This window comes from Streptomyces sp. NPDC041124, from assembly GCF_055592385.1.
In genome coordinates this window covers 382,091-405,035 of the sequence record NZ_JBVIYR010000004.1, presented here as the reverse complement: position 1 = coordinate 405,035, position 22,945 = coordinate 382,091, and the positions used below count along the sequence as shown (strand labels likewise).

The following is a 22,945-nucleotide window of genomic DNA, read 5'->3' as shown; positions in this document are numbered from 1 at the left end:
GCCCTTTCACCTGACTTCTGCCCCTGTTCCAGCCCAGAAGGACGTGTCCCATGGATGCCGCCACCGTGGGCATCGCCGTACTCGCCGGCGTCGCCCTGTTGCTCGTGCTCATCGGTCTGCTGCTCGTCACCAAGCTGTTCCGCAAGGTGGAACAGGGCAAGGCGCTGATCGTCTCCAAGGTCCGCAGGGTCGACGTGACGTTCACCGGGTCGGTCGTGCTGCCGGTGCTGCACAAGGCCGAGGTGATGGACATCTCGGTGAAGACCATCGAGATCACCCGGGCCGGCAAGGAAGGCCTGATCTGCCGGGACAACATCCGCGCGGACATCCGCATCACGTTCTTCGTCAAGGTCAACAAGACCGTCGAGGACGTCATCAAGGTCGCCCAGGCCGTCGGCACCGCGCGGGCCAGCGACCGCAACACGCTCCAGGAGCTGTTCCACGCGAAGTTCTCCGAGGCGCTGAAGACCGTCGGGAAGCAGATGGACTTCACCGACCTCTACACCAAACGCGAGGAGCTGCGGTACCGCATCATCGAGGTCATCGGGGTCGACCTCAGCGGCTACCACCTCGAGGACGCCGCGATCGACTACCTGGAGCAGACGCCGCTGACGCAGCTCGACCCGGGCAACGTCCTCGACGCGCAGGGCATCCGCAAGATCACCGAGCTGACGGCCGTGGAGCACATCCGCACCAACGAGGCCCAGCGCAACGAGCAGAAGGAGATCACCCGGCAGGACGTCGACGCGCGCGAGGCGATCCTGGAGCTGGAACGCCGCCAGGCGGACGCCGAGATCAAGCAGCGGCGGGAGATAGAGACGGTGCGGGCCCGCGAGGAGGCGGAGACCGCCCGGGTGGTGGAGGAGGAGCGGCTGCGCGCGCAGAGCGCCTTCCTGCGCACGGAGGAACAGCTCGGCGTGCAGCGGGAGAACCAGGCCCGTGAGGTCGCCGTCGCCGCGAAGAACCGCGAGCGGGTCATCGCCGTCGAGAGCGAGCGCATCGAGAAGGACCGCCTGCTGGAGGTCATCGCCCGGGAGCGGGAGACCCAGCTGACCAGGATCGCCGCCGACAAGGAGGTCGAGGCGGAGAAGCGGGAGATCGCCGAGGTCGTCCGGGAGCGGGTCGCGGTGGACCGCACGGTCGCCGAGCAGGAGGAGTCCATCAAGAAGCTGCGCGCCGTCGAGGAGGCGGAGCGGCAGCGCCAGGCCGTCGTCATCGCGGCGGAGGCCGAGGCGCAGGAGAAGCTGGTCAAGGACATCAAGGCCGCGGAGGCCGCCGAACAGGCCGCCACCCACCGCGCCGCCGAGGAACTCACGCTGGCCGAGGCCCGGTTGAAGACGGCCGACCTGGACGCCCAGGCCAAGCTGCGCCTCGCCGAGGGGGTCCAGGCGGAGGCCGCGGCCGAAGGACTGGCCGCCGTGCGGGTGCGCGACAAGGAGGCCGAGGTCATCGAGAAGGCGGGCCGCGCCGAGGCCGGGGCCACCGAGGCCCGGATGCGCGCGGAGGCCGAGGGCGCACGGGCCCAGGCCCTCGCCGACGCGGAGGCCATCAGCGGCAGGCTCCGCGCGGAGGCGGCCGGCCTCACCGAGAAGGCGGCGGCCATGGCCGCCCTCGACGAGGCGTCCCGCGGCCACGAGGAGTACCGGCTGCGGCTGGAGGCCGAGAAGGACATCCGGCTCGCCGGGCTGGACGTCCAGCGGCAGGTCGCCGAGGCGCAGGCGACCGTCCTGGCGACCGGACTGGAGAACGCGGACATCAGCATCGTCGGCGGGGAGTCGGTGTTCCTCGACCGGCTGGTGTCCTCCATCGCGCTCGGCAAGAGCGTGGACGGCTTCGTCCGCAGCTCCGAGACCGCGCAGGCACTCGCCGGACCCTGGCTGGACGGCTCCGCGAGCTTCACCGACGACCTGAGCCGCGTCCTCGGCTCCGTCTCGACCGCCGACGTGCAGAACCTCACGGTCTCCGCCCTGCTGATGCGTCTGATGCGGCAGGGCGGCGAGAACACCGGTCGGTTCCAGGAACTGATCGACAAAGCAGGTGAGTTGGGCCTCTCGGACACACCGCTGGCCGAGCTGAACGGCCACGCCAGGGCCTGACCACCACCGGACCGGGAGCCGCCGCACAGGGGACGGCGGCTCCCGGACCTCCCTTCCCGAGAGGCAGTCATGACCAGCAGCACCCGTGAGTCCGCCGCCCGTCACCACACCTCCGACGCGGCGGGCCCCGCGCCGGACGCCACCGCGGCGGTCGACGGCGGCGCCTACCAGGTACTGCGTGACCGCCTCACCGCGCGGGCCGCCGAACTCGCCCGCCGCGCCGAGGCGCTGAACCACCGGCGCGCCGAGGAGTTCGGCGCCCCGGAACTGCGCCTGACCGGCACCGGGCGGCTGCGCACCGAGGGGACCGCCGTCCCCCGCGACATCGTCGCCGTCGGCGACGTGCTCCTCTTCGGCTACGAGGCACGGCCCCGGCCCGACCGGGACACCACGGTCGGCGACGTCCTCGCCCCGCACGACCGCGACCTGGGCCGCCTGCCCGACGACGCCGTACCCGGACTGCTCGACGACCCGGCGTTCGTCCGCGAGTTCGCCGCCCTGCACCGCTACTACCGCCAGGCACGCCTGCTGCGGCTGCGCCGCGTCACCGGCAAGCTGCTCGCCGTCTTCCAGACCGGGGAGAAGCCCGGCGACATCCGCGTCCTGCGCTGGTCGGTCGCCGACGACGGCCGCGTCGCCTTCCTCGACGCCCGCGGCGACCGCGACCACGCGCTCACCGAGCCCGGCGGCATCGACTGGACCCCCACCACCCGCGAGGACCACGTCCTCGGCCGCCACCCGCACGTCGCCGTCCGCGGCGAGGTCTTCGTCGACACCCTCGGCGGCACCCTCACCGTCAAGACCGCCGACGACACCGACACGCCCGGCGGCATCCACACCGAGCCGGTCGAGGAGCCCCTGCAGTCCCTCGCCGACGCCGAGATCTCCCACGCCCGCGTCGGCCCCCTGATCCTGCTGCGGATCCTCCCCTACAAGGAGACCGCGCCCCGCCACCTGGTCTTCAACACCCTCACCCGCACCGTCGTCCGCCTCGACGGCATCGGACAGGGCTGCCGCCGGCTGCCCGAGGACCAGGGCATCGTGTTCCCCGGCGGCTACTGCCTCGCCGCGGGCCCCCACAAGACCTACGAACTCGACACCGACGGAATGGAGTTCGAACGCGAGGTGCGCTCGCCCTACGGGGAGGACGTGCTGTACGCCTTCCACGCCCCCGGGCGCGGACGCGGCCTGCTGCTGTCGTACAACCAGATCCACGAGTCCGTCGCCGCCCCGATGGCCTGCCACGGCTGGGCCCTCTTCGACGACGGACGCCTCGTCCTGCTGCGCCCCGAGGGCGACGAACCCGCCCGCGTCCACCCCGTCCAGCTCTGGGACTCGCCCTACGCCTCGGACACCTTCGCCGCCGCCCGGCCCACCGGCGAAGGACCGCTGGCCCGGGTCGGCAACGCCGACCTCGTACGCGGCATCTCCGACTGCCTGTCGCTGGCCCGCTCCGCCGCCGAGACCACCCCGACGGCGGAGATCTACACCACCCTGGCGGCCGCCTGCGCCCGCGCCCTGGACACCCACCACTGGCTCGGCGACCCGGAGACCGGCGACCTGCGCACCCCGCTGGACGAGGTGCGGGCCACCGCCGAGCAGGTCCTCGCCGAGTTCGAGTCCGTGCGCGACCTCACCCGCCGGGCCGCGGGCGCGCTCGACGAGGCGGCGGACCGGATCGCCTCGGTGGTGCGCAGGCTGCGCGGGGAGCAGCCCCGCGAGGCCGCCGCCTGGGTCGCCGGCCTCACCGAACTCCGCAACGCCCAGGGCCACCTGCTGACCCTGAAGGACATGCGGTACGCGGACCGGGACCGCATCGACGCCCTGGCCGAGGAGGCGGGGGCGGACCTCGCCTCCTTCGGGCAGCGCGCGATCGCCTTCCTGGCCCGTCAGGACGCCTTCGCCACCCACCACACCGAACTCGAACGGCTGCACGCCGGCATCGAGACGGTCACCACCACCGCCGAGGCCGCCCCCCTCGCCGCCCGTCTCGACGAACTGGCCCACGGGCTGCGCACGGTGACCGAGGTGGTCGCCGGGCTCGACATCACCGACGCCACCGTCCGCACGGCCGTCCTGGAACGGGTCGCCGAGGCCCTGGGCGGCGTCAACCGCGCCCGCGCCACCCTCGACAGCCGCCGCCGCGACCTCCTGGACCGGGAGGCGCGCGCCGGCTTCGCCGCCGAACTCGCCCTGCTCGGACAGACCGTGACCGGCGCCCTCGCCGCGGCCGGCGACCCCGAGAGCTGCGACGACCAACTGACCAACGTCCTGACCCAGTTGGAGGCTCTGGAGTCCCGGTTCGCGGAGTTCGACGACGTGCTCGGCGAGCTCGCCGCCCGGCGCACCGAGATCTACGAGGCGTTCTCCGCCCGCAAGCAGAGCCTCACCGACGCCCGCGCCCGCCGCGCCGAACAGCTCGCCTCCGCCGCCGGGCGCGTCCTGGAAACCATCGCCCGCCGGTCCGCGGCGCTCGCCGACACCGACGCGGTGAGCACCTATTTCGCCTCCGACCCGCTCGTCGCCAAGGTCCGCCGCACCGCCGGTGACCTGCGCACGCTGGGCGACCGGGTCCGGGCCGAGGAACTCGAGGGCAGGCTGCGCTCGGCCCACGAGGAGGCCGCCCGCGCCCTGCGCGACCGCACCGACCTCTACGCGGACGGCGGACGCGCCATCCGCCTCGGCGGCCACCGCTTCGCCGTCGCCACCGAGCCCTTCGACCTCACCGTCGTCCCGCACGGCGACGGCCTCGCCCTCGCCCTCACCGGCACCGACTACCGGGCCCCCGTCACCGACCCCGCCCTGCTCGCCGACCGACCCCTGTGGGACCGGCACCTGCCGTCGGAGTCGCCGGCGGTCTGCCGGGCCGAACACCTCGCCGCCCGCCTGCTGCACGAGCACGGCCCCGCCGCCCTCACCGCCGCCGACGACCTCGCCGCCCTCGTCCGGGGCGCCGCCGAGGAGGCGTACGACGAGGGCCACGAGCGGGGCGTCCACGACCACGACGCCACCCTGCTCCTCACCGCCCTGCTGCCCCTGTACGACGGCGCCGGAACCCTGCGCCACGCCTCGGCGGCCCGCGCCCACGCCCTGCTGTACTGGGCGCACGGCACCACGGACCGGGAGCGCGAGGACCTCACCCGCCGGGCCCGCTCCCTGGCCCGGGTCCGCGACGCCTTCGGCCCGCCGCCCGCGCTGGACGCGCTGAGGACCGAACTCGCCGGCGCCGTACGGGACTGGGACCCGGACGCCACCGTCCGCCCCGAGGCCTGCGCGGCGTACCTGTTCGACGAACTGACCACCGGCCCCGACGGCTTCGTCATCAGCGCCCGCGCCCGCACCCTCCTCGACGGGTTCCGCCGCACGGTCGCCGGCGACGCCTACGACGCGGACCTGCCCGCCCTCTCCGGCCTGGCCGCCCGCCGCCAGCTTGTCGAGGCCTGGCTGACCGCCTACACCGCCGCCACCGGGGAGCAGGTCACCCCGGGCGACCTCGCGGAGGCCGTGGCCGCCGAACTCTGCCCCGAGCTGCCCCGCCACGAGTCGGACGCGCCGTTGACCGTCACGGTGGAGGGACTGGTCGCCACCCACCCCCGGATCACCGACCGCCGTCTCACCCTGCGCCTCGACGAGTTCCTCGCCCGCACCGAGGAGTTCCGGGCACACGACGTACCCGCCTTCCGGGCCTTCCAGCGCCGTCGCACCGCCCTGGTGGCAGCCGAGCGCGCCCGGCTGCGCCTGGACGACCACCGGCCGCGCGTGATGGCGTCGTTCGTCCGCAACCGGCTGGTCGACGAGGTCTACCTGCCGCTGATCGGCGACAGCCTCGCCAAACAGCTCGGCACCACGGGGGAGTCCGCCCGCACCGGCACCGGCGGACTGCTGCTGCTCGTCTCCCCGCCCGGCTACGGCAAGACGACCCTCATGGAGTACGTCGCCCACCGTCTCGGTCTGGTCCTGGTCCGGGTGAGCGGCCCGGCGCTCGGCCACGCGGTCACCTCCCTGGACCCGGCCGAGGCACCGAACGCCACCGCCCGCCAGGAGGTCGAGAAGGTCAACTTCGCGCTGGCCGCCGGGAACAACACCCTGCTCTACCTGGACGACATCCAGCACACCTCGCCCGAACTGCTGCAGAAGTTCATCCCGCTGTGCGACGCCACCCGCCGGATCGAGGGCGTGTGGGAGGGCGATCCGCGCACCTACGACCTGCGCGGCAAGCGGTTCGCCGTCTGCATGTCCGGCAACCCCTACACCGAGTCCGGCGAGGTCTTCCGCGTCCCGGACATGCTGGCCAACCGGGCCGACGTGTGGAACCTGGGGGACGTCCTCACCGGCAAGGAGGACGTCTTCGCGCTCAGCTTCGTGGAGAACGCCCTCACCGCCAACGCGGTGCTCGCCCCGCTCGCCGGACGTGACCGCGCCGACCTGGACCTGCTGATCCGCCTCGCGGACGACGACCCCACCGCCCGCCCCGACCGCCTCACCCACCCGTACGCGCCCGCCGAACTCGACGCGATCCTCGCCGTGCTGCGCCATCTGCTCACCGCCCGCCGCACGGTCCTCGCGGTCAACGCCGCCTACATCGCCTCCGCCGGGCAGTCCGACGACGCGCGCACCGAGCCGCCGTTCCGTCTCCAGGGCTCCTACCGCAACATGAACAAGATCGCCCAGCGGATCCAGCCCGTCATGAACGACACCGAGCTGGACGCCGTCATCGACGACCACTACACCGCCGAGGCCCAGACCCTCACCACCGGCGCCGAGGCGAGCCTGCTCCGGCTCGCCGGGCTGCGCGGCACGCTCACCCCGGAACAGTCGCAGCGCTGGGCCGAGTTGAAGGCCGCGCACGTCCGCACCGTCACCCTGGGCGGCTCCGGCGACGACGCCCTGGCCCGCGCGGTGGCCGCCCTCGCCCTCCTCGGTGACCGCATCGCCGCCGTCGAGTCCGCCATCACCCGCGCCGCCGGTCCCCGACGCCTCCCGGCAGGACGACCGTCGCGGCCCGGGAACACCGGTCCTGCGGACGACGGCCGAGCCGGTTCACGGGGGCGGGACAAGGCACCGGGGGACGCCGGGAATTCGCCGTCAGGACGGTGATCCGGGGGTTTATCTACGCGCGGAGCAGGATCGGTGACATCAGTATTCGGGTCATTCCGGAAGACTTACTGCGCGGGAGTTACTGAGCGGTATGGAAGCCTGCTACAACCCTTCTTGCTTCCTCAACCACCTCTGTGCGTTTCGTTCGTGAAGGGCGGAAACACGTGTCAACGCGTTCCCTCGGAGCAACTCTCGCCACCCTCATCCTGGGTGCCGCGACCGTACTCGGCCTGGCGCAACCCGCCGCGGCCGCCGGCCACAACTACGTGGCGCTCGGCGACTCCTACTCCTCCGGCGTGGGCGCCGGGAGTTACACGTCCGAGAGCGGTGACTGCAAGCGCAGTACCGCCGCCTACCCCCACCTGTGGAAGAACGCCAACGCCCCGGCGTCGTTCAAGTTCGTCGCCTGCTCGGGCGCGACGACGACGAGCGTGGCCGGCACCCAGCTGGGCGCGCTGTCCTCCTCCACCACCCTGGTCAGCGTCACGGCGGGCGGGAACGACGTCGGCTTCGCGGACGTCATGCAGACCTGCGTGCTGCAGAGCGAGGCCACCTGTGTCTCCCGGGTCAACACCGCGGTCTCCCAGATGCAGAACACCCTGCCGGGCAGGCTCGACTCGCTGTACTCCGGCATCCGCTCCCGCTCCCCGCAGGCGCGCGTGGTGGTCCTCGGCTACCCGCGCTTCTACAAGCTGTCGGGCAGCTGCATCGCCGGCCTCAGCGAGACCGAGCGCGGCGCCATCAACAACGCGGCCGACGTGCTGAACGGTGTGATCGCCAAGCGGGCGGCCAACGCCGGGTTCGCCTACTCCAGCGTGGTGGACGAGTTCACCGGTCATGAGCTCTGCTCGGGCGCCGCATGGCTGCACAGCGTGACCTTCCCGATCGGCAACTCCTACCACCCGAAGGCCGTCGGCCAGTCGAGCGGCTACCTGCCCGCCTTCCGCTCGGCCGTCTAGGACTCCGGCCCCTGGCGGTCCGAGGCCGAAAGGGCGGCCAGGGCCGCCAGCTCCTCCGGGGTGCGGGGACCGGCGGCCGCGTCGGCCGGCAGTCCCCGCGCCCGCAGGAGCAGACCGGCCGCCACACCCCACGGCAGCCGCAGACCGGCGGCCCGCAGCAGATCGGTACGGGCCAGCACTTCCGCGACGGGGCCCTGGCTGACCCCCGCCGGGGTCAGCAGGGCCGCGTCGTCGGCCCAGCGCAGGGCGAGGTCCACGTCGTGGGTGGCCATCACCACCGTGGTGCCGCCCTCGCGCAGCCCGTCCAGGCCGGCGAGCAGGCGTTCCTGGCCGTCCGGGTCGAGGCCGGCCGTCGGCTCGTCCAGGATCAGGACGCGCGGCCGCATGGCGATCGCGCCCGCGATCGCCGTCCGCTTGCGCTGGCCGTAGGACAGCAGGTGCGTGGGGCGGTCGGCCAGGGCGGTGATGTCCAGCGCGGCCAGCGCCTGAGCCACCCGGGCGCGCACCTCCCCGTCGGACAGGCCGAGGTTCAGCGGCCCGAACGACACGTCCTGCCCGACCGACGCGGCGAACAACTGGTCGTCCGGATCCTGCACCACCAGTTGCACGGTGGTCCGCAGCGCCGTCAGTCCCTTCCGGTCATAGCGCACCGCCCGGCCCCCGACGGCCAACTCACCGCCGTCCGGCCGCAGTCCGCCGCTCAGCAGGCGCATCAGCGTTGTCTTGCCGCTGCCGTTGCGCCCCAGCAGGGCGAGCGCCCGGCCCGCGTGCACCTCGAAGTCGAGGCCGCGGAACACGGGCGGGCCGTCCTCGTAGGCGAACGACGCGTCCCGCAGCGCCACCAGCACGGTCTCGCTCACGACAAGAGCCTTTCCAGTACGAGGGTGAGGGCGGCCAGCGCCGCGAGGAGCGCCACGCTCAGCGCCGTGAACCGCACCGACACCCGGGCCTCGGGCACCAGCACGCGCAGGGTGCCGTCGTAGCCGCGTCCGGCGAGCCCGGACTGCAGCCGCGCCGCCCGGTCGAAGGACCGCACGAACGCGGTGGCGCCGAGCCCGCCGAGCGAGCGCCACGTCGCCGCCCGGGTGGTGTGCCCCAGGCGGGCCGCCTGGGCCTGGCGGACCCGGCGCACCGAGTCCAGCAGCAGGAAGCTCATCCGGTACGTCACCAGCGCCACGTCCACGAGCGGCGCGGGCACACCCGCGCGCACCAGACGGGGCAGCAGGTCCGACAGGGGTGTGGTGAACGCGAACAGCAGCACCCCGAGGGACGCCGCCGACGTGCGGAGCAGCAACTCCGCGGCGCGCAGCGGCCCGTCGTCGGCCGGCGACACGAAGCCGCCCGGTCCGCCCACCCGCACCAGCAGGGGGAGCGCCCCGGTGACGCAGAAGCCCAGCGGCACCCGGTACGCCCGCCACAGCCGGCGCCCGGGCACCCCGGCCGGGCCGAGCAGCACCACGAGCGCGGTCACCAGCACCAGGGCCGCGCCCGGCCACGGCGGCAGCGAGACCGCCAGCACGGTGAGGCCGAGTCCCAGTACGGCCTTGTCCACGGGATGGCGGCGGCGCCAGCGACTGCTGTGCGCCGCCGCGTCGATCGGCAGCACGGGCCGTCAGACCGTCCGCTCTGCGGCTGCGTCGTCCCCCGCGCCGGCCTCGGCGCCGGTGCCCGCCGCGGCCCGCTCCCGCGCCCGTTCAGCGCCCTGCCGCCGCCCGCGCCGCAGTCCGAAGTAGTACGCGAGGACGCCCGCGCCGATCGCCGCCTGGAGGGCGAACAGCGCCGACTCGACCTCCCCGGACGGCGGTTCGTACAGGGGGGAGAACCACGGTTCGTAGTCCGGGTCGATCTCGGTGATCGCCGTCTCCGCCTCGGCGTCCGCACCGGTGAACGGCTCCTCCTTGTGGTCGCCGAGCCCGAGCGCCAGCGGCAGCACCGCGAGCGCGGCCACCAGGAGCAGCAGCAGAGCGTTGATCTTCGCGTCGCGGCTCATCGGGCCACCCCCTCCGCCGACTTCGCCGGCTTCCCTCCGGCCACCGAGGTGACCAGTACGCCGAGCCGGGTCAGCTCGCCCCTGCTCGACCGCACCAGCATGCGCATCACCAGCACGGTCAGCAGGCCCTCGCTCACCGCCAGCGGGATCTGCGTCACCGCGAAGATGGCCCCGAACTTGGCCAGCGCGCCCGGGAATCCACTGCCCGGGTCGGGGAAGGCGAGCGCCAGCTGCACGCTCGTCACGCAGTACGTCGACAGGTCGGCGGCGAACGCGCCGGAGAACACGGCCGCCATCAGCGGCGCACCCGACCGGCGCAGCAGCCGGTAGACGCCGTACCCGGCCCACGGGCCGACGACGGCCATCGAGAAGACGTTGGCGCCCAGCGTGGTCAGCCCGCCGTGGGCGAGCAGCAGCGCCTGGAACAGCAGCGTGATGGTGCCCAGCACCGCCATGACCGGCGGCCGGAACAGGATCGCGCCGAGTCCCGTACCGGTGGGGTGGGAGCAACTGCCCGTCACCGAGGGAAGTTTCAGCGCGGACAGGACGAAGGTGAACGCTCCCGAGGCGCCCAGCAGCAGTGTGCTCTCGGGATGTTCCCTCACTTCACGGACGAGCGACCGGGCTCCGTGGACGACGAACGGCGCCGACGCGACGCCCCAGGCGACCGCGTGCGCCGGTGGCAGAAAACCCTCGGCTATGTGCATGGCTCAGCAGACCCTCTCCAGCACCTCGTGGATGGTTGACGCGCCTTGGCCGGTCTCCTGGCTGACGGGTACCACCGCCCGTGCTCCGCCTTCCCGGGTTCCGAAGAACCCAGTGGCTGCCCGTGAGGGCCGGAGCCGGACTTCCCGATCACAGTGGCGAGGGCCGCACCGGTATCGCACCGATTTCCCGTCACCAAGGCGTGGTGACAGTAGTGCCCGTTCCGGTCCGGTGACAAGCCGCCACCGGGGGCGCGCGGACGGTGAGGCGTCCACCGGTCCGTGCGTCCTCCCGTGCCGCGCGGCGTTCAGGGTGTCGGACGGCGCGGCGTGCGGAGCGCCGGAGAGCGGGCGTTCGGAGCGCCGGAGGGGAACATTCACATTGTTCGGGGGGTGACATTAGTGTGCGGCACACAGTATCGTGTGGGTTGTGTCCGTAGAAGAACTGACCCTGAGCCAGGCGCAGGAACTGCGCCGCGGGACGGTGGTGCTCGCCTGTCTGGCGCTGCTCCGGAAACCGCAGTACGGCTATGCGCTCCTGGAGACGCTCGACGACGCGGGGGTCACCGTCGACGGAAACACGCTGTACCCACTGCTGCGGCGCCTGGAGAAACAAGGGCTGCTGACCAGCGAGTGGAACACCGACGAGTCCCGGCCGCGCAAGTTCTACCGCGTCAGCCCCGACGGATCCCGCGTCCGGGAGGGCCTGGTGCGCGAATGGCAGGAACTCGTCGCCTCGATCTCACGACTCACCAAGGAGAACGAATGAGTACGGGGGTGCTCACCGAGCGCTACGTCCACGAGGTCGTCCGGCGGCTTCCGGCCGACCAGCGTGACGACGTGGCCCAAGAGCTCCGCGCCACCATCGCCGACACCATCGACGGCCGGGGCGGCGACCACCGGACGGCCGAGCGGGAGGTGCTCGGCGAACTGGGGGACCCGGTGCGGTACGCGGCCCAGTACACCGAACGGCCGTTGGTCCTCATCGGCCCGGACCTGTATCCCGCCTATGTTCGCGTGCTGGTCACCCTGCTGGCCGGCGTGCTGCCGGCCCTCTCCCTGGGGCTCGCCCTGCTGGAGGTGGCCGACGGCGGCGGCCTCGGCGCGGCCCTGCGCGTCGGCGCCGGCACGCTGATAGGCGTCGGCGCCCAGCTGGTCGCCGCCATCACGGTGGTGTTCGCCGTGACCGAGCGGATCAGGTACCGCCGCGGTACCACCGGCGACCGCTGGACGCCGGACGAACTGCCCGACGTCCCGCAGCAGGACCGGGGCGGTGTCGCGGCCCTGGCCGCCGTGGCGTGGGACGTGCTGCTGTTCGCGCTGATCGTCTGGCAGCACACCGCCGAGCCGTACCGGGCGGACGACGGGCGGCAGGTGGAGGTGCTGAACCCGGACCTGTGGTCGGGTTGGCTGTGGCCGGTTCTGGCCGGTCTCGCCGGTCTCGCGGTGGTCGGGGTCGCACGGGTGGCCGGACAGGGCTGGACCGTCCGGCTGGCCGGCTGGTACGCGCTCGCCCACGCGGCGTTCACCCTGCCGCTGGCCTGGGTGCTGTACCAGCAGGAGCTGTTCAACCCCGACTTCCTCGCCGACGCCAAGACCCTCTGGGAGTCGCAGGAATCGGCCTACGGCGGGGCGGCGCTCATCGTGCTCGCCATCGGCGTCACCTCGGTGGCCAAGGCCTACCGCACGGCGCTGCGCTGACCGCGGTCAACGACCGCGAAGGGGGGGGGCTGCCCGGTCTCGACCGGGCAGCCCCCCCTTCGCACTCGCGTCACGCCGTGCTCAGCGCGTCCCGGATCCGGTTGCGGTCGACCTTCCCCGTGGACGTCCTCGGCAACGGCTCGGACACCATCTCGAACACGCTCGGCACCGCCGCCCGCACCGACCGCTCCGCGCAGTACTGACGCAGCGCCAGGACCCCCACGGAGCCGGGCGCGACCGGCCGCACGGTGGCGTGCAGGCGGTGGCCGGCGACCGGGTCCGGGAGTGCGACGACGGCCGCCTCGGCCACCGCGGTGTGCTCCAGCAGGATGCTCTCGACGTGCTGGGTGCTGACCTGGGTGCCGCGCACCTTGACCATGTAGTCGGTGCGCCCGAGCACGCTCAGCGAGCCGTCCTCGTGCCACCGGGCGACGTCGCCGCTGCGGTAGTACACCACCCCGGGCACGCCGTCGCGGTGCGGGGCGAACTTCCGCCCGCCGGGGACGTTGACGTAACCCGCGCTCTGGAACGGAGTGCTGACGAGCAGCTCCCCCTGGCCGGGACCGGTCAGGGCGCGCCCGTCGTCCCCGGTGATCAGCCAGTGCACGCCCGGCAGCGGGCGGCCGATCGGCAGCGGAGCGGTGACCGGTTTGCCGCGGTCCACCTCGTGGAGGAAGCTGTTGTTCGTCTCGGTGCAGCCGTAGTTGTTGAACCAGCGGGCGTGCGGGAACACCGGGGGCAGGCCCGCCAGCACCCGGGCCGGCATCGCCTCGCCGGCGAAGACGAGGTGCCGCGCGGTGGTCAGCGGGCCCCTCTCCGCCGCGGCCCGGGTGAGCAGCTCGAACAGCAGGGGGACGCCCTGGACCAGGGTCACGTGGTGGCCGGTGACCAGACCGTGCAGATAGTGCGCCGAGGTGCCCCGCTCGGGGTCGGCCAGCACGACCGTGCCGCCGTGCGCGAGGGTGCTCCACACGTCCAGCAGGCACAGGTCGAAGTTGAGCGGCGCGTAGTTGAGGACCGTCGAGCCCGGTCCGAGCGGGAAGGCGTCCGCCGCCCAGGCGGTGAAGCGGGCCACCGCCCCCTGCGACAGCGGCACGATCTTCGGCAGGCCCGTCGAACCGGACGTGGTCAGCAGGAAGCCGGTGTCGCCCTCGGCGACCTCGGCGGGCGGGCGCGGCGCCCCGCCGCCGTCGTCGTCAGCGGCTGCGGACGGGTCCACCACGACGTCCACCAGGGGACCGTCGGCCAGACCGAGGACCACCGCGCATCCGGCCTGCCCGTACAGCTCCTTGAGCGGCAGGTCGGGCAGCTCGTGGGAGGGCAGCAGGAAGCCGCGGCCGGCCATCAGGCAGCCCAGGACGAGGGCCACCGCCTCCGGTGACTTCCGCAGCCGCAGGCCCACCGGGCGGCCGGGGTGCGGTGCCGCGGCCGCCTCCACCTGGGCGCGGGCCCGGCAGGCCATGGCATGCAGCTCGCCGTACGTGGTCGTCCGGTCCTCCCAGACGAGTGCCGGGGCATGCGGCTGCTCGGCGGCCCGGGCGGTGAACGCCGCGGCGAGGGGCGCGGGGGCGGTCATGAGCGCCCCTTCCCCGCCACCGCCCGCCCGGCCGTGGCCCGGATGGCGCGCACGGTGCGGAAGTTGCGTCCGACGAGCTCCTCGTCGGGCAGGTCGACGCCGTGCTCGTCCGTCAGCCAGGCCGCGATGTGCAGGACCGCGAGGCTGTCGATCACCGCGGTGGCGAGCAGGTCGTACTCCGGGTCGAGTTCGCAGGCGTCCAGACCGGGCAGGAAACGTTCGACGACGAAGCCGGCGATGTCCGCCTCGGAGGGGGCGGGAGGCATCACCGGCGCGGAGGGGGGATCGGCGGCCATGTCGGGTACGTCCTTTCGCAGGTGCTGACGTGCTGGGCGCGCCGGTTCACACTTCGACGAGCGTGCAGAACCAGTGCATCCCGGGGGACGCGACGCCCGTGAGGGCCACCAGGTCCCCGAGTGCGAGTTCACCGGCCTCGATGTGCCGCCAGAGGCAGACGAGTTGGTCGGCGCAGCCCATGTGGCCCAGGGAGCGGGCCAGTTCGGCGTTGGTGCGGGTGAGGGGGAGGCCGACGGCGTCGGCCACCGCCCGGAACGTCTGCCGGTTGTCGTTGATGTGGATCAGCCGGGCCAGTTCGGACCGGTCCCGCCCCGCGCGGGCCAGGGCCTCGTCGACGACGTCCGCGACCCGGCCCGTGGTCTCCTTCAGGAACGCCTGGAAGCGTTCCGGGTCCCGGTCGAAGTGCCGGTAGACGGAGGCCATCGGGCTGACGTCCTTCAGTCCGCTTCCCGGTGGCGGCAGCGGCACGGCCGCCCCGCCGTACTCGATGCGGAACAGGTCCGCGTACTCGGGGTTGGTGAACTGTGCCGAGGACAGCCGGCGCAGCCGCGGATGCCCGCGGCGGACGACGGCGGCGACGGCTCCGTCACTGGCGACGCAGCCGTTGAAGTCCATGCGGTTGCCGTGCGCCTCGCTCATCACGTTGACCAGCACCACCAGCGCGGTCCCGACGCCGGGGGAGAGGGCCATCGCACCGGCGGCGTGGTCCAGCGCGGGCGCCCACGCCGCGCACGCCTGCGTGAACAGCGTGGTGGGCGTGGAGTGCGCGCCCAGGGCACGCGCCACGGCCGCCGAGGGGTCCCAGCCCAGGTAGTCCGGCACGTCGGAGTTGCCGACGACGATCAGGTCGAGGTCGGCGGGGGCGACGTCGGCGTTCTCCAGGGCCTCCCGCGCGGCCTCGGCGGCCAGGTCGACGGCGGTGACGCCGGGCGCCGCACGGTGGTAGGTCCGGTAGCCGAGGGCCGTGACCGCCTCGGGATCGGGAACGTAGTCGGCCGCCGTCGCCGCCACGTCGCACCGCTCACCGAAGGCCATGCCCATGGCGACGATGCCCAACTCCGGTGACGTGCCCATGCGTGCTTCCTTCCCTGCCGGCCGGGGTGGATCAGCCCGTCCGGTCCTTCGACGATCGGATCAGAACGGCGCCGTCCGCGGCGGTCTCCCCGGGCCCGGCGTCATCGGTCGAGAGCTCCTGGACCTCCTCCAGCGGAACGTCCAGGAGGGCGAGGTGGCGCCGGCCCAGGTGCAGGGCGAGCGCCAGGACGGCCATGGCGGCGGCCAGGACCAGCACGGCCCACTCCACACCCAGCGAGTCTGCGAGCACACCGGCCACCAGCGGTCCGGTCCACTGCACGGCCTGGAAGCCGAACTGCCCGGTGGCGGCGACCCGTCCCAGGTACGCGTCCGGGACCAGCCGGACCTCGTAGGACTCGGTGACGACGTTCATCGGGATCATGCTCGTCATGCCGACCATCATCACCAGGCCGATCTGCCAGGGCCTGGGTGCGACCGCGACCGCGGCGAAGGAGGCCGTGAACAGCCAGGCGGACAGCAGCAGTACGCGGCGGGCGCCGATGCGCCGCATCAGCCACGGACCCAGCACGGCGCCGATCACGCCGCCCGCGACCGCCAGGGAGGTCACCGCGCCGATGGTGGTCGGTCCGCCGCCCCGGTGCGTCACGATGACCACGAAGAGCAGGGTGAAGCCCTGCGCCACCGCGTTGAGCACGGCGCCCCAGGCGAGCGTGAACACCAGGTAGTCGCTGCGCCGGATCATGCGCAGCCCGTCCTTGACGTCCGCGGCCAGACCTGGCCGGCGCTCTCCGTCGTCCTGCCGGTCCGGGCCCAGCGGCCGGCGGATGAGGAACGAGCTGAGGGTGATGAACAGGAAGGAGATGGCGTCGAACAGGAACGGCACCCAGCGCGCCATCGAGTACAGCAGGCCGCCCAGCGGGGCGCCGAGGAGCTGGGCCAGCATGTCGCGGCCCATGCCCTGCGCCGTGGCGTCGGCGATCCGCTCCTTCGGCACGAGCCGGCGCAGTACCGGTGAGGTGACGCCGGACCTCAGTCCGGCCCCGAGCCCGCTGACCAGCGCCAGCGCGTCGAGCCCCAGGACCGACGGGTCGCCCCGGTACACCAGCCAGGCGACGGCCCCCATCGACAGCGCCTCGACCAGCGCGGCCAGGCCCAGCAGCAGGCGCCGTGACACCCGGTCCGACAGGGCACCGCCGAGCATGAGCGTGGCGAGCCGGCCCAGCATGTGCAGCACCGTGATGGTGCCCGCCTGTGCCGCCGACCCGGTCACGTGCAGCATGAGCAGGGGGAAGGCGAGCGTCGAGACGCTGTTGCCGAGCGCCGACAGGCCTTCGCCCGACCACCAGACGGCATAGTCCCGATCGCGCCACAGCGACGGCGGTTTCCCGCCCCGTTCGGTCTCCCCGCCGGCCTGACCGGAGTCCTCGGTGGGCTCCCCGGCGTCCTCGGTCTGTTCGGCGTCCTCGGGACGTGACCGCACCATCGTCGTCCGTTCCCCGTCCGTTCGCGCGTTCGCTGGTCCGGGCCGGTGCCGCGGATCCGACCTGCATGCTGGTCGAAGCGGCACCGGCCCGGCCAGGCAGCGCACCGGCAATTACGGCGGAGGAAATGTTGCCGCCGCCCCGGCAGCGTCAGATCCAGCCGCGTTTCGCCGCCTGGTACCCCGCTTCGAACCTGCTGGCCGCCTTCAGCCGTACACACAGTTCGGCGACGATCCTGCGCACGGTGCGCAGCGAGACGCCGAGACGTCTGCGGATCGCCTCGTCGTTGAGGCCGCGGGCCATCAGGCGCAGCAGTTCCTTCTCGCGCGGGCTGAGCCCGTGCTCGTCGAGGCCCGGCCCGCTGGAGTCGAGCGGTACCGCCTCCTCCCAGGACCGTTCGAACAGGGAGGTGAGCGCCTCGACCACCCCCGGCACGCTGATCTGCACGACCTTGTGCCACGGGTCGCGCGGATCGGTGGGCAGCAGCGCCAGACAGTGGTCGACGAGCAGCAGGTGGACGGGCAGTGACGGGAGCGTGCGCACCTGGCAGTCCGGTTCGGCCTCCCACACGGTGCGCAGGGCGAGGCGGGTGTCACCGCGGACGCTGTCCGTGGTGACCGCGCGGCTCGCCACGCCGCGGGCCACGACCTTCCGGTGCGTCTCCTGCACGGGTTCCAGCCAGCTCGCGGAGGGTGGCCCGTCCGGCAGGAGAGCCAGCCACTCGGTGTCCGCCGCGTCGGACAGCTCGTGCAGCCGGTCGGTGACGGCCGCCCGGCCGTTGACGTACTCGAAACCGGGCTCGAGGCCGCCCGGCCGCGCTTCGGCGTACCGGTCGATGAGGGCCGTGACCGCGGCCCGGTCCTCCTCGAACTCCCGCAGCCGGTCCTCGATTCCGGACATCTGCCGCAGCAGCAGGGTCTTGAGGGCGAGGCGGGGATCCACCAGCTCGCCGACGTCCTCGCCGGTCGGCCGCAGCAGCTCCAGTTCCGCCAGCCGCTCCAGCGCCGTGCGTACCTCGTCGGCCGGGACGCTCAGATGGGCGGCGAGCTCGTCCGCTTCCCGGCGCCGTCCCGCGATGAGCTGCAGGTACACCACGTAGGTGAGGCGATCCAGCCCTAACCGCTGCAACATGGAGTCACATCCCCGTGTCGCCGTCATCCGTCACTCCTCGGGCCGCCCGTGATCTCTACACGTCGTTCGCATACGTGAGGGAGTATCTTCGGCGCCGACCGTATCAACCGACGATCTTTCCTGCGGGGGACGTGGTGCTCGATCGTTTGGTTCCCGAGGGTGTCGAACTGTGCGAGGTCTACGGCGACATGGCGCCCGAAGCGGCGGCTGCCTGCCTGTTTCCCACCGAACGGGCCGTGGTGCGGCACCTGTCGGAGGAACGGCGGCGTGAGTTCGCCACGGTGCGCGGCTGTGCGCGCACGGCGCTGGCCCGGCTGGGTATCCCGCCGGAGCCACTCGTTCCGGATGTGTCGGGCGCCCCGCGGTGGCCCCGGGGCGCGGTCGGCAGCCTGACCCACTGTCCCGGCTACCGGGCCGCCGTCGTGGCCCCGGCCGGGGAGTACGTCGCCCTCGGGATCGACGCCGAACCCGCCGAACCGCTCCCCGCCGTCGTCGCCGCGCACCTCCTGCCGGACACCGAGCGACGGTCGGCGGACGAGCTGCGCACGGCCCTCGGCCTGCCGGCGGACCGGCTGGCGTTCTGCGCGAAGGAAGCGTCCTACAAGGCGTTTTCCCCCTGGTTCGGGCGCCGTTACGGCATCCGCGACTTTGCGGTGCGCTTGACCGGCGATGGCTCGTTCCGGGGTACGGTGCCCGGACAGCGGCACCGGTTCGAGGGGCGCTGGGCGGTGCGTTCCGGCTACCTGGTGACCGTCGTCTGCCTGGCCGCAGCGGATTGGTCCGGACCGCTGACGGCGGGTTTCCGGCCTGACCGTGGGTGGCAGCAAGCGGCCATGTGACGCTTTCCTGCCGAGAGGGGAACTCCCGCTCGTTCTTTTGGTCGAGTAGGGTCCGGTCTTGGCCAAAACAACAATGTGTTGCAGTTGACTTCGCGGGGATCCGGTCCATCGTTCCGAGCCGGCCCGCCGGTCGAAAAGGGGACGCAGCCTGCCGTTGTGCGAGATGTCCACGGGGATGGACGCGGGGGTTGCGCAAGTTTGGTTTTCAAGGGGGATTCTGTCAATGGTGATTCACGCCGAATTTTTCTCCTTCGGCAGAATGGACGTGCATCAACTACGTGAATTCCTGGTGAACCAGCGGCGGGTCTCCGGCTGGACCCAGGAAGAACTCGCGGAGCGTTCCGGGGTCAGTGTGCGCACGATCCGGAATCTGGAGACCGGCTCCAACACCAACCCCCGCCGGAGCTCCGTCGAGCTGCTGCTCAACGCCCTCGGCGGCGCCCCCGCCGCGCCCGCCGGCCCGACCGTCTGGCACTCCGGGGACGTGTCCCTCGTCCCCACGCAGCGGTCACGGCACGAGCAGGACCGGGCGCAGCCCGTGCCCTGGCGCGGACCCCGGCCCCTCGGCGATCCACTGGTGGGCCGCGAGGCCGACATGCGGCACATCCTGGCGTCCGCGCAGCGCAGCCGGCTGATGGTCCTCACCGGACCCGGCGGCGTGGGCAAGACCCGGCTCGCTCTCGCGGCGGCGTACCGGCTGCGCCCGCTCTTTCCCGACGGCGTCGCGGTCGCCGAACTGCGCGACTGCACGCCGGAACACCTGGAGCCGGTGCGCAGCCGCGCCGAACTGGACCGTCTCACGCAGGGTCTGACCGGCGACCTCGGCGGCACCGGCCGACGGCTGCTCGTCCTGGACGGCGCCGAACGCGTCGTCCGGCAGACCGCCCGCCTCGCCCGCCGGCTCCTCGACGAGCACCCCGGGCTGCATCTGCTGGTCACCTCGCGCCGGGCCCTGGCCGCCGGCGCGGCCGAGGGCTGGGAGGTCGAACCACTGCGCGTGGACGGCCCCGAGGGCGGCGACGACGCGGTACCGAGCGCGGTGGAGCTGCTGCTGCGCCGGGTCCGCTCCAGCCTGCCGACGCTGGACCTCGCCCCGCACATGCCGCAGGTCACCACGCTGTGCCGACTGCTGGACGGCATGCCGCTGGCCATCGAGATCGCCGCGCAGCGTCTGCGGTCCCTCCCGCTCAGCTCGCTGCTGCGGGAGGAGACCCTGTTCCACCTGCTCGACCAGGTCGACGCGGGTGCGCTGAGCGCCCACCGCACCCTCTCCGACAGCGTTCGCTGGAGCTACGACCTGCTGCCCGCGCCGCACCGGGACCTGCTGCACGACCTGGTCACGCTGCCGGACCCGTTCGCACTGGACGACGTCCTCGCCGGGCACCACGGCTCCACCGGATCGGCACCCCAGCTGTCCCACCGGCTGGCCGAACTCGTCGACGCGTCGCTGGTCCAGACGCTGCGCCAGGGGCAGTACCAGTACCGGGTGCACGCCCTCGTCCGGCACGTCGTGGCACGCGCGCGGCAGCAGCCCGTCGCCCCGGGCGGAGCGGACGTGGAGGAGTACCGGTCCCGCGCCGTGTCCGCCGCGCACTCCGCCGCCTGACGTCACGTCCGCAAAGCGGCCGGTCCCGCGTCCGGGCGGGCCCGGCCCTCCCGGACGTTCCGGGCCGGTCGGACGGCCGTCCGGAGCGGCGGGGGCGGATGGCCCGGTGCGGTCACCCGGGCGGGAGCGCCGGTGGTGCGGGTCCCGGGCCGGGGCGGGCCGGATTCCGGAGCGCTCCGGCCCGGCCCGACGCCGGGCCGACCCGGAGCGGGTGGCCCGGTGCCGTCTCCCGGACGGGGGGCTTGGCACGGGCCCCCCGTCCGGGTGGCCGGCCTCGCCGGAGCGCCCCGGGTCAGGCCGTCCGGCAGGCCGCCCGGATCGCCCGGAGCGAGAAGTGCTCGGGGCCGTCCAGGCACGCGAGCATCAGCTCCTCCACGGGCTTCAGCAGATCCTCGTCCGGCTCCGTGGCGTGCCCCAGGCGGGACAGCAGCCGCTGGAGCACCAGCACCAGCCAGGCGGTACCGGCCGGCGCGGTGCGCTCCTGCTCGAACGAGTACAGCCAGGTGTACAGGCAGGAAGCCGCCGCGTGGTACAGGCAGTGCTCGGCGGCGGCGTCCTGCGCCTCGGCCGTGGTCGCGTCCAGGGTGCCCGCGGCGATCCGGGCGTAGAACCCGCTCCGCAGCAGGGAGAGCCGGTCCAGGACCTTGGTGAGGGCGCCCGCCTCGGCCGGCGGCAGCTCCCGTTCGGCGATCAGCCGCGCCCGCGCCACGGCCGGTTCCCAGCCGCGCGTGATCTCGTCCTCGGCGGCGTTGGTGAGCCGCAGCGCGCGTCCCGAGGGCTGCCAGACGGGAGCCTCCCGGGCATCGTCGAACAGGTCCCGCAGCAGGGTGTTCCCCTCGCGCGCCGGGCGGTCGGCGATCCGCGCCACCGTGGGCAACTGCGAGGCGATGGCGTGCAGGTTGACGTGCGTGGTGCCCTCGAAGATGCTCGCGATCGCGTGGTCGCGCTGGAGCTTCTGGAAGACACCGGAGGCGACCTCCTCGCGCAGGTAGCTCCGCGCGCCCAGCACCCGCCCGGCCTCCGCCACGACCTCCTCGGCGAGGGTCGGCACCAGGTACTTCACCACCGACGACCACAGGCTCAGCCGGGAGGGCGCCACCGACAGCGAGCGCGTCACCGGCAGCGCCGTGCACTCGGCGATCAGCAGGTCCAGGTGGGCGCGGACGAGGTGCCGGCGGATCACCGGGATCCGGTAGATCTCCTCGCCGTACAGCTCCCGCTCGCGGGCGTAGCGCAGGGTGATCCGCAGCACCGAGTCCATGGTGCCCACCGACAGCGCGCCGATCGCCGTCCGCGTGATCTGGAGCACCTGGAGGATCCCGGCCAGCCCGCTGCCCGGACGGCCGAGCAGACAGCCGCCCGGAACCGGTGTGTCCTGGAAGGAGATGCCGCTCAGGTCGTGGCCCCGCAACCCGACCGTGCGGACGAAGGGACGGTTGCTCCAACTCCCCTCTTCGAGCTGCGACTTGTCGAGCAGCAGCAGGGACGAGCCGACGCCCTCGACGTTCGCGTACACGGTGACGAAACGGCCCCGGGTCGCATTGCCCACCGGCCACTTGTCGCCGTTGAGGAGATAGCCGTCACCGTCGCGCACCGCGACCGTCTCGTTGGTGCCCAGGTCGCTGCCGTGGTCGGGCTCGGAGACCGCGAAGCACGCCAGGTCCCCGTCGAGCAGGCCCTGCGCGACCCGCTTGCGCTGCTCCTCGTCGCCCCACAGCCACACCGGGTTGACGCCGAGCAGCGCCGAGCCGAACATCACCGAGACGGTGAGGTTGCGCCGGGCCAGCACCCGGGTCAGCAGGAACAGCTGCTCCAGATTGCGCAGCCCGCCGCCGAACGCCTCCGGCACCAGGTACCGGGCGAAGCCCCAGGAGCGCAGGAGGTCCACGGCTCCCGGCGGCAGCGCGTCGCGCTCCTCGTGCGCCACGATCTCCGCGAAGCTGAACGGGCCGCTCCCCGCGCCGGGATCGCCCAGGACCCGGTCCAGGTCCGCGGCGAGCGCGTGGGACGGCCGGTCGACGTCCTGACCGGTCATGCCGTGGGGCCGCCGATGTCGTAACGGGCGAGGAGCAGCTCGACCTCGTCGTCGGTGGGCAGCGTGGCGTGGCCCGCCGCCACCTCCGAGACGACGAAGTCGACGACGTCGCCTACCCGCTCCAGCTTCATCGCCTCCTCGGGGGTCAGCGACCGCAGACCGTACAGGTCCTCCAGGTTGTAGCCGAGTTCGGCGAGGACCAGCGAGTGGAAGCCCAGGTCGCCGATCAGGTGGTGTTCCGCGGTGACCTCGGGGAGTTTGCGCGGGGCGATCAGCCGGGCCATCCCGAGCACCACGGGGGCCACGGCCTCGGTGGCGGTTGCGGCAGGGGTGTGAGTCATGGTGCCGACGCTAGGACGGGCCGGCGCCCCGCCCCAGGTAACGGCCCCGGCAGGCTC

General features: G+C 73.1%; 18 protein-coding genes and 1 riboswitch. Of the genes, 7 read left to right on the top strand and 11 right to left on the bottom strand.

The genetic code is table 11. The features are described from left to right. Positions 1-50: 50 nt before the first annotated feature. The 3 genes from ACZ6A9_RS13455 (at position 51) to ACZ6A9_RS13445 (ending at position 8,152) form a co-directional block, all read left to right on the top strand. Complete coding sequence (locus tag ACZ6A9_RS13455) at positions 51-2,096, top strand: flotillin family protein (protein ID WP_468983938.1); 2,046 nt, start codon at positions 51-53, stop codon at positions 2,094-2,096. Between the two features lie 69 nt (positions 2,097-2,165). Continuing rightward, positions 2,166-7,193: a DNA repair ATPase gene (locus ACZ6A9_RS13450; protein ID WP_468983934.1), complete on the top strand. Its 5,028-nt coding sequence runs from the start codon at positions 2,166-2,168 to the stop codon at positions 7,191-7,193. Positions 7,194-7,357: 164 nt separating this feature from the next. Next, positions 7,358-8,152 carry an SGNH/GDSL hydrolase family protein gene (locus tag ACZ6A9_RS13445; protein WP_468983930.1) on the top strand — a complete coding sequence of 265 codons (795 nt, stop codon included), beginning with the start codon at positions 7,358-7,360 and terminating at the stop codon, positions 8,150-8,152. Here ACZ6A9_RS13445 and ACZ6A9_RS13440 read toward each other — a convergent pair. Genes ACZ6A9_RS13440 through ACZ6A9_RS13425 form a run of 4 tightly spaced genes read right to left on the bottom strand, consistent with a single transcriptional unit; the run spans position 8,149 to position 10,849 of the window. Then, positions 8,149-9,012: an energy-coupling factor ABC transporter ATP-binding protein gene (locus ACZ6A9_RS13440; protein WP_468983927.1), complete on the bottom strand. Its 864-nt coding sequence runs from the start codon at positions 9,010-9,012 to the stop codon at positions 8,149-8,151. The genes ACZ6A9_RS13445 and ACZ6A9_RS13440 overlap by 4 nt on opposite strands. Continuing rightward, positions 9,009-9,758 (bottom strand): cobalt ECF transporter T component CbiQ, encoded by a 750-nt coding sequence (gene cbiQ, locus ACZ6A9_RS13435; RefSeq protein WP_468983925.1) that lies wholly within the window; start codon positions 9,756-9,758, stop codon positions 9,009-9,011. Before cbiQ ends, ACZ6A9_RS13440 begins: the two co-directional genes overlap by 4 nt. A gap of 6 nt (positions 9,759-9,764) precedes the next feature. Then, positions 9,765-10,142, bottom strand: a complete 378-nt coding sequence (locus ACZ6A9_RS13430) for an energy-coupling factor ABC transporter substrate-binding protein (RefSeq protein ID WP_468983923.1) — start codon at positions 10,140-10,142, stop codon at positions 9,765-9,767. Then, positions 10,139-10,849, bottom strand: a complete 711-nt coding sequence (locus ACZ6A9_RS13425) for an energy-coupling factor ABC transporter permease (RefSeq protein WP_468983920.1) — start codon at positions 10,847-10,849, stop codon at positions 10,139-10,141. The genes ACZ6A9_RS13430 and ACZ6A9_RS13425 overlap by 4 nt, the downstream gene beginning before the upstream one ends. 30 nt (positions 10,850-10,879) lie before the next feature. Beyond that, positions 10,880-11,062: riboswitch (cobalamin riboswitch) on the bottom strand. A gap of 214 nt (positions 11,063-11,276) precedes the next feature. Here ACZ6A9_RS13425 and ACZ6A9_RS13420 point away from each other — a divergent pair. Both ACZ6A9_RS13420 and ACZ6A9_RS13415 read left to right on the top strand, forming a co-directional pair. Then, a complete protein-coding gene (locus tag ACZ6A9_RS13420) occupies positions 11,277-11,615 on the top strand; it encodes a PadR family transcriptional regulator (RefSeq protein WP_468983917.1) in 339 nt (112 codons plus the stop codon). Further along, positions 11,612-12,547 carry an HAAS signaling domain-containing protein gene (locus tag ACZ6A9_RS13415; protein WP_468983914.1) on the top strand — a complete coding sequence of 312 codons (936 nt, stop codon included), beginning with the start codon at positions 11,612-11,614 and terminating at the stop codon, positions 12,545-12,547. The genes ACZ6A9_RS13420 and ACZ6A9_RS13415 overlap by 4 nt, the downstream gene beginning before the upstream one ends. Before the next feature lie 70 nt (positions 12,548-12,617). Here the strand turns inward: ACZ6A9_RS13415 and ACZ6A9_RS13410 are convergent, their stop codons facing one another. The 5 genes from ACZ6A9_RS13410 to ACZ6A9_RS13390 form a co-directional block, all read right to left on the bottom strand. Continuing rightward, positions 12,618-14,123, bottom strand: coding sequence for an AMP-binding protein (locus tag ACZ6A9_RS13410; RefSeq protein WP_468983911.1), 1,506 nt, complete (start codon positions 14,121-14,123; stop codon positions 12,618-12,620). Then, positions 14,120-14,419 (bottom strand): acyl carrier protein, encoded by a 300-nt coding sequence (locus ACZ6A9_RS13405; protein ID WP_468983909.1) that lies wholly within the window; start codon positions 14,417-14,419, stop codon positions 14,120-14,122. Before ACZ6A9_RS13405 ends, ACZ6A9_RS13410 begins: the two co-directional genes overlap by 4 nt. 46 nt (positions 14,420-14,465) lie before the next feature. Further along, positions 14,466-15,494, bottom strand: a complete 1,029-nt coding sequence (locus tag ACZ6A9_RS13400; RefSeq protein ID WP_468983906.1) for a 3-oxoacyl-ACP synthase III family protein — start codon at positions 15,492-15,494, stop codon at positions 14,466-14,468. Positions 15,495-15,525: 31 nt separating this feature from the next. Next, on the bottom strand, positions 15,526-16,938 hold the full coding sequence (locus tag ACZ6A9_RS13395; protein WP_468983903.1) for an MFS transporter: 1,413 nt from the start codon (positions 16,936-16,938) through the stop codon (positions 15,526-15,528). A 148-nt stretch (positions 16,939-17,086) separates the two neighbouring features. Further along, complete coding sequence (locus ACZ6A9_RS13390) at positions 17,087-18,067, bottom strand: helix-turn-helix transcriptional regulator (protein ID WP_468983901.1); 981 nt, start codon at positions 18,065-18,067, stop codon at positions 17,087-17,089. A 131-nt stretch (positions 18,068-18,198) separates the two neighbouring features. Here ACZ6A9_RS13390 and ACZ6A9_RS13385 point away from each other — a divergent pair, with 131 nt between their 5' ends. Then, on the top strand, positions 18,199-18,906 hold the full coding sequence (locus ACZ6A9_RS13385; RefSeq protein ID WP_468983898.1) for a 4'-phosphopantetheinyl transferase family protein: 708 nt from the start codon (positions 18,199-18,201) through the stop codon (positions 18,904-18,906). A 259-nt stretch (positions 18,907-19,165) separates the two neighbouring features. After that, on the top strand, positions 19,166-20,512 hold the full coding sequence (locus ACZ6A9_RS13380) for a helix-turn-helix domain-containing protein (protein WP_468983895.1): 1,347 nt from the start codon (positions 19,166-19,168) through the stop codon (positions 20,510-20,512). 292 nt (positions 20,513-20,804) lie between these two features. On the opposite strand, the gene ACZ6A9_RS13375 is transcribed toward ACZ6A9_RS13380, so the two are convergent. After that, on the bottom strand, positions 20,805-22,547 hold the full coding sequence (locus ACZ6A9_RS13375) for an acyl-CoA dehydrogenase family protein (protein WP_468983892.1): 1,743 nt from the start codon (positions 22,545-22,547) through the stop codon (positions 20,805-20,807). After that, complete coding sequence (locus ACZ6A9_RS13370) at positions 22,544-22,888, bottom strand: acyl carrier protein (RefSeq protein WP_228965191.1); 345 nt, start codon at positions 22,886-22,888, stop codon at positions 22,544-22,546. The genes ACZ6A9_RS13375 and ACZ6A9_RS13370 overlap by 4 nt, the downstream gene beginning before the upstream one ends. Positions 22,889-22,945 lie beyond the last annotated feature (57 nt).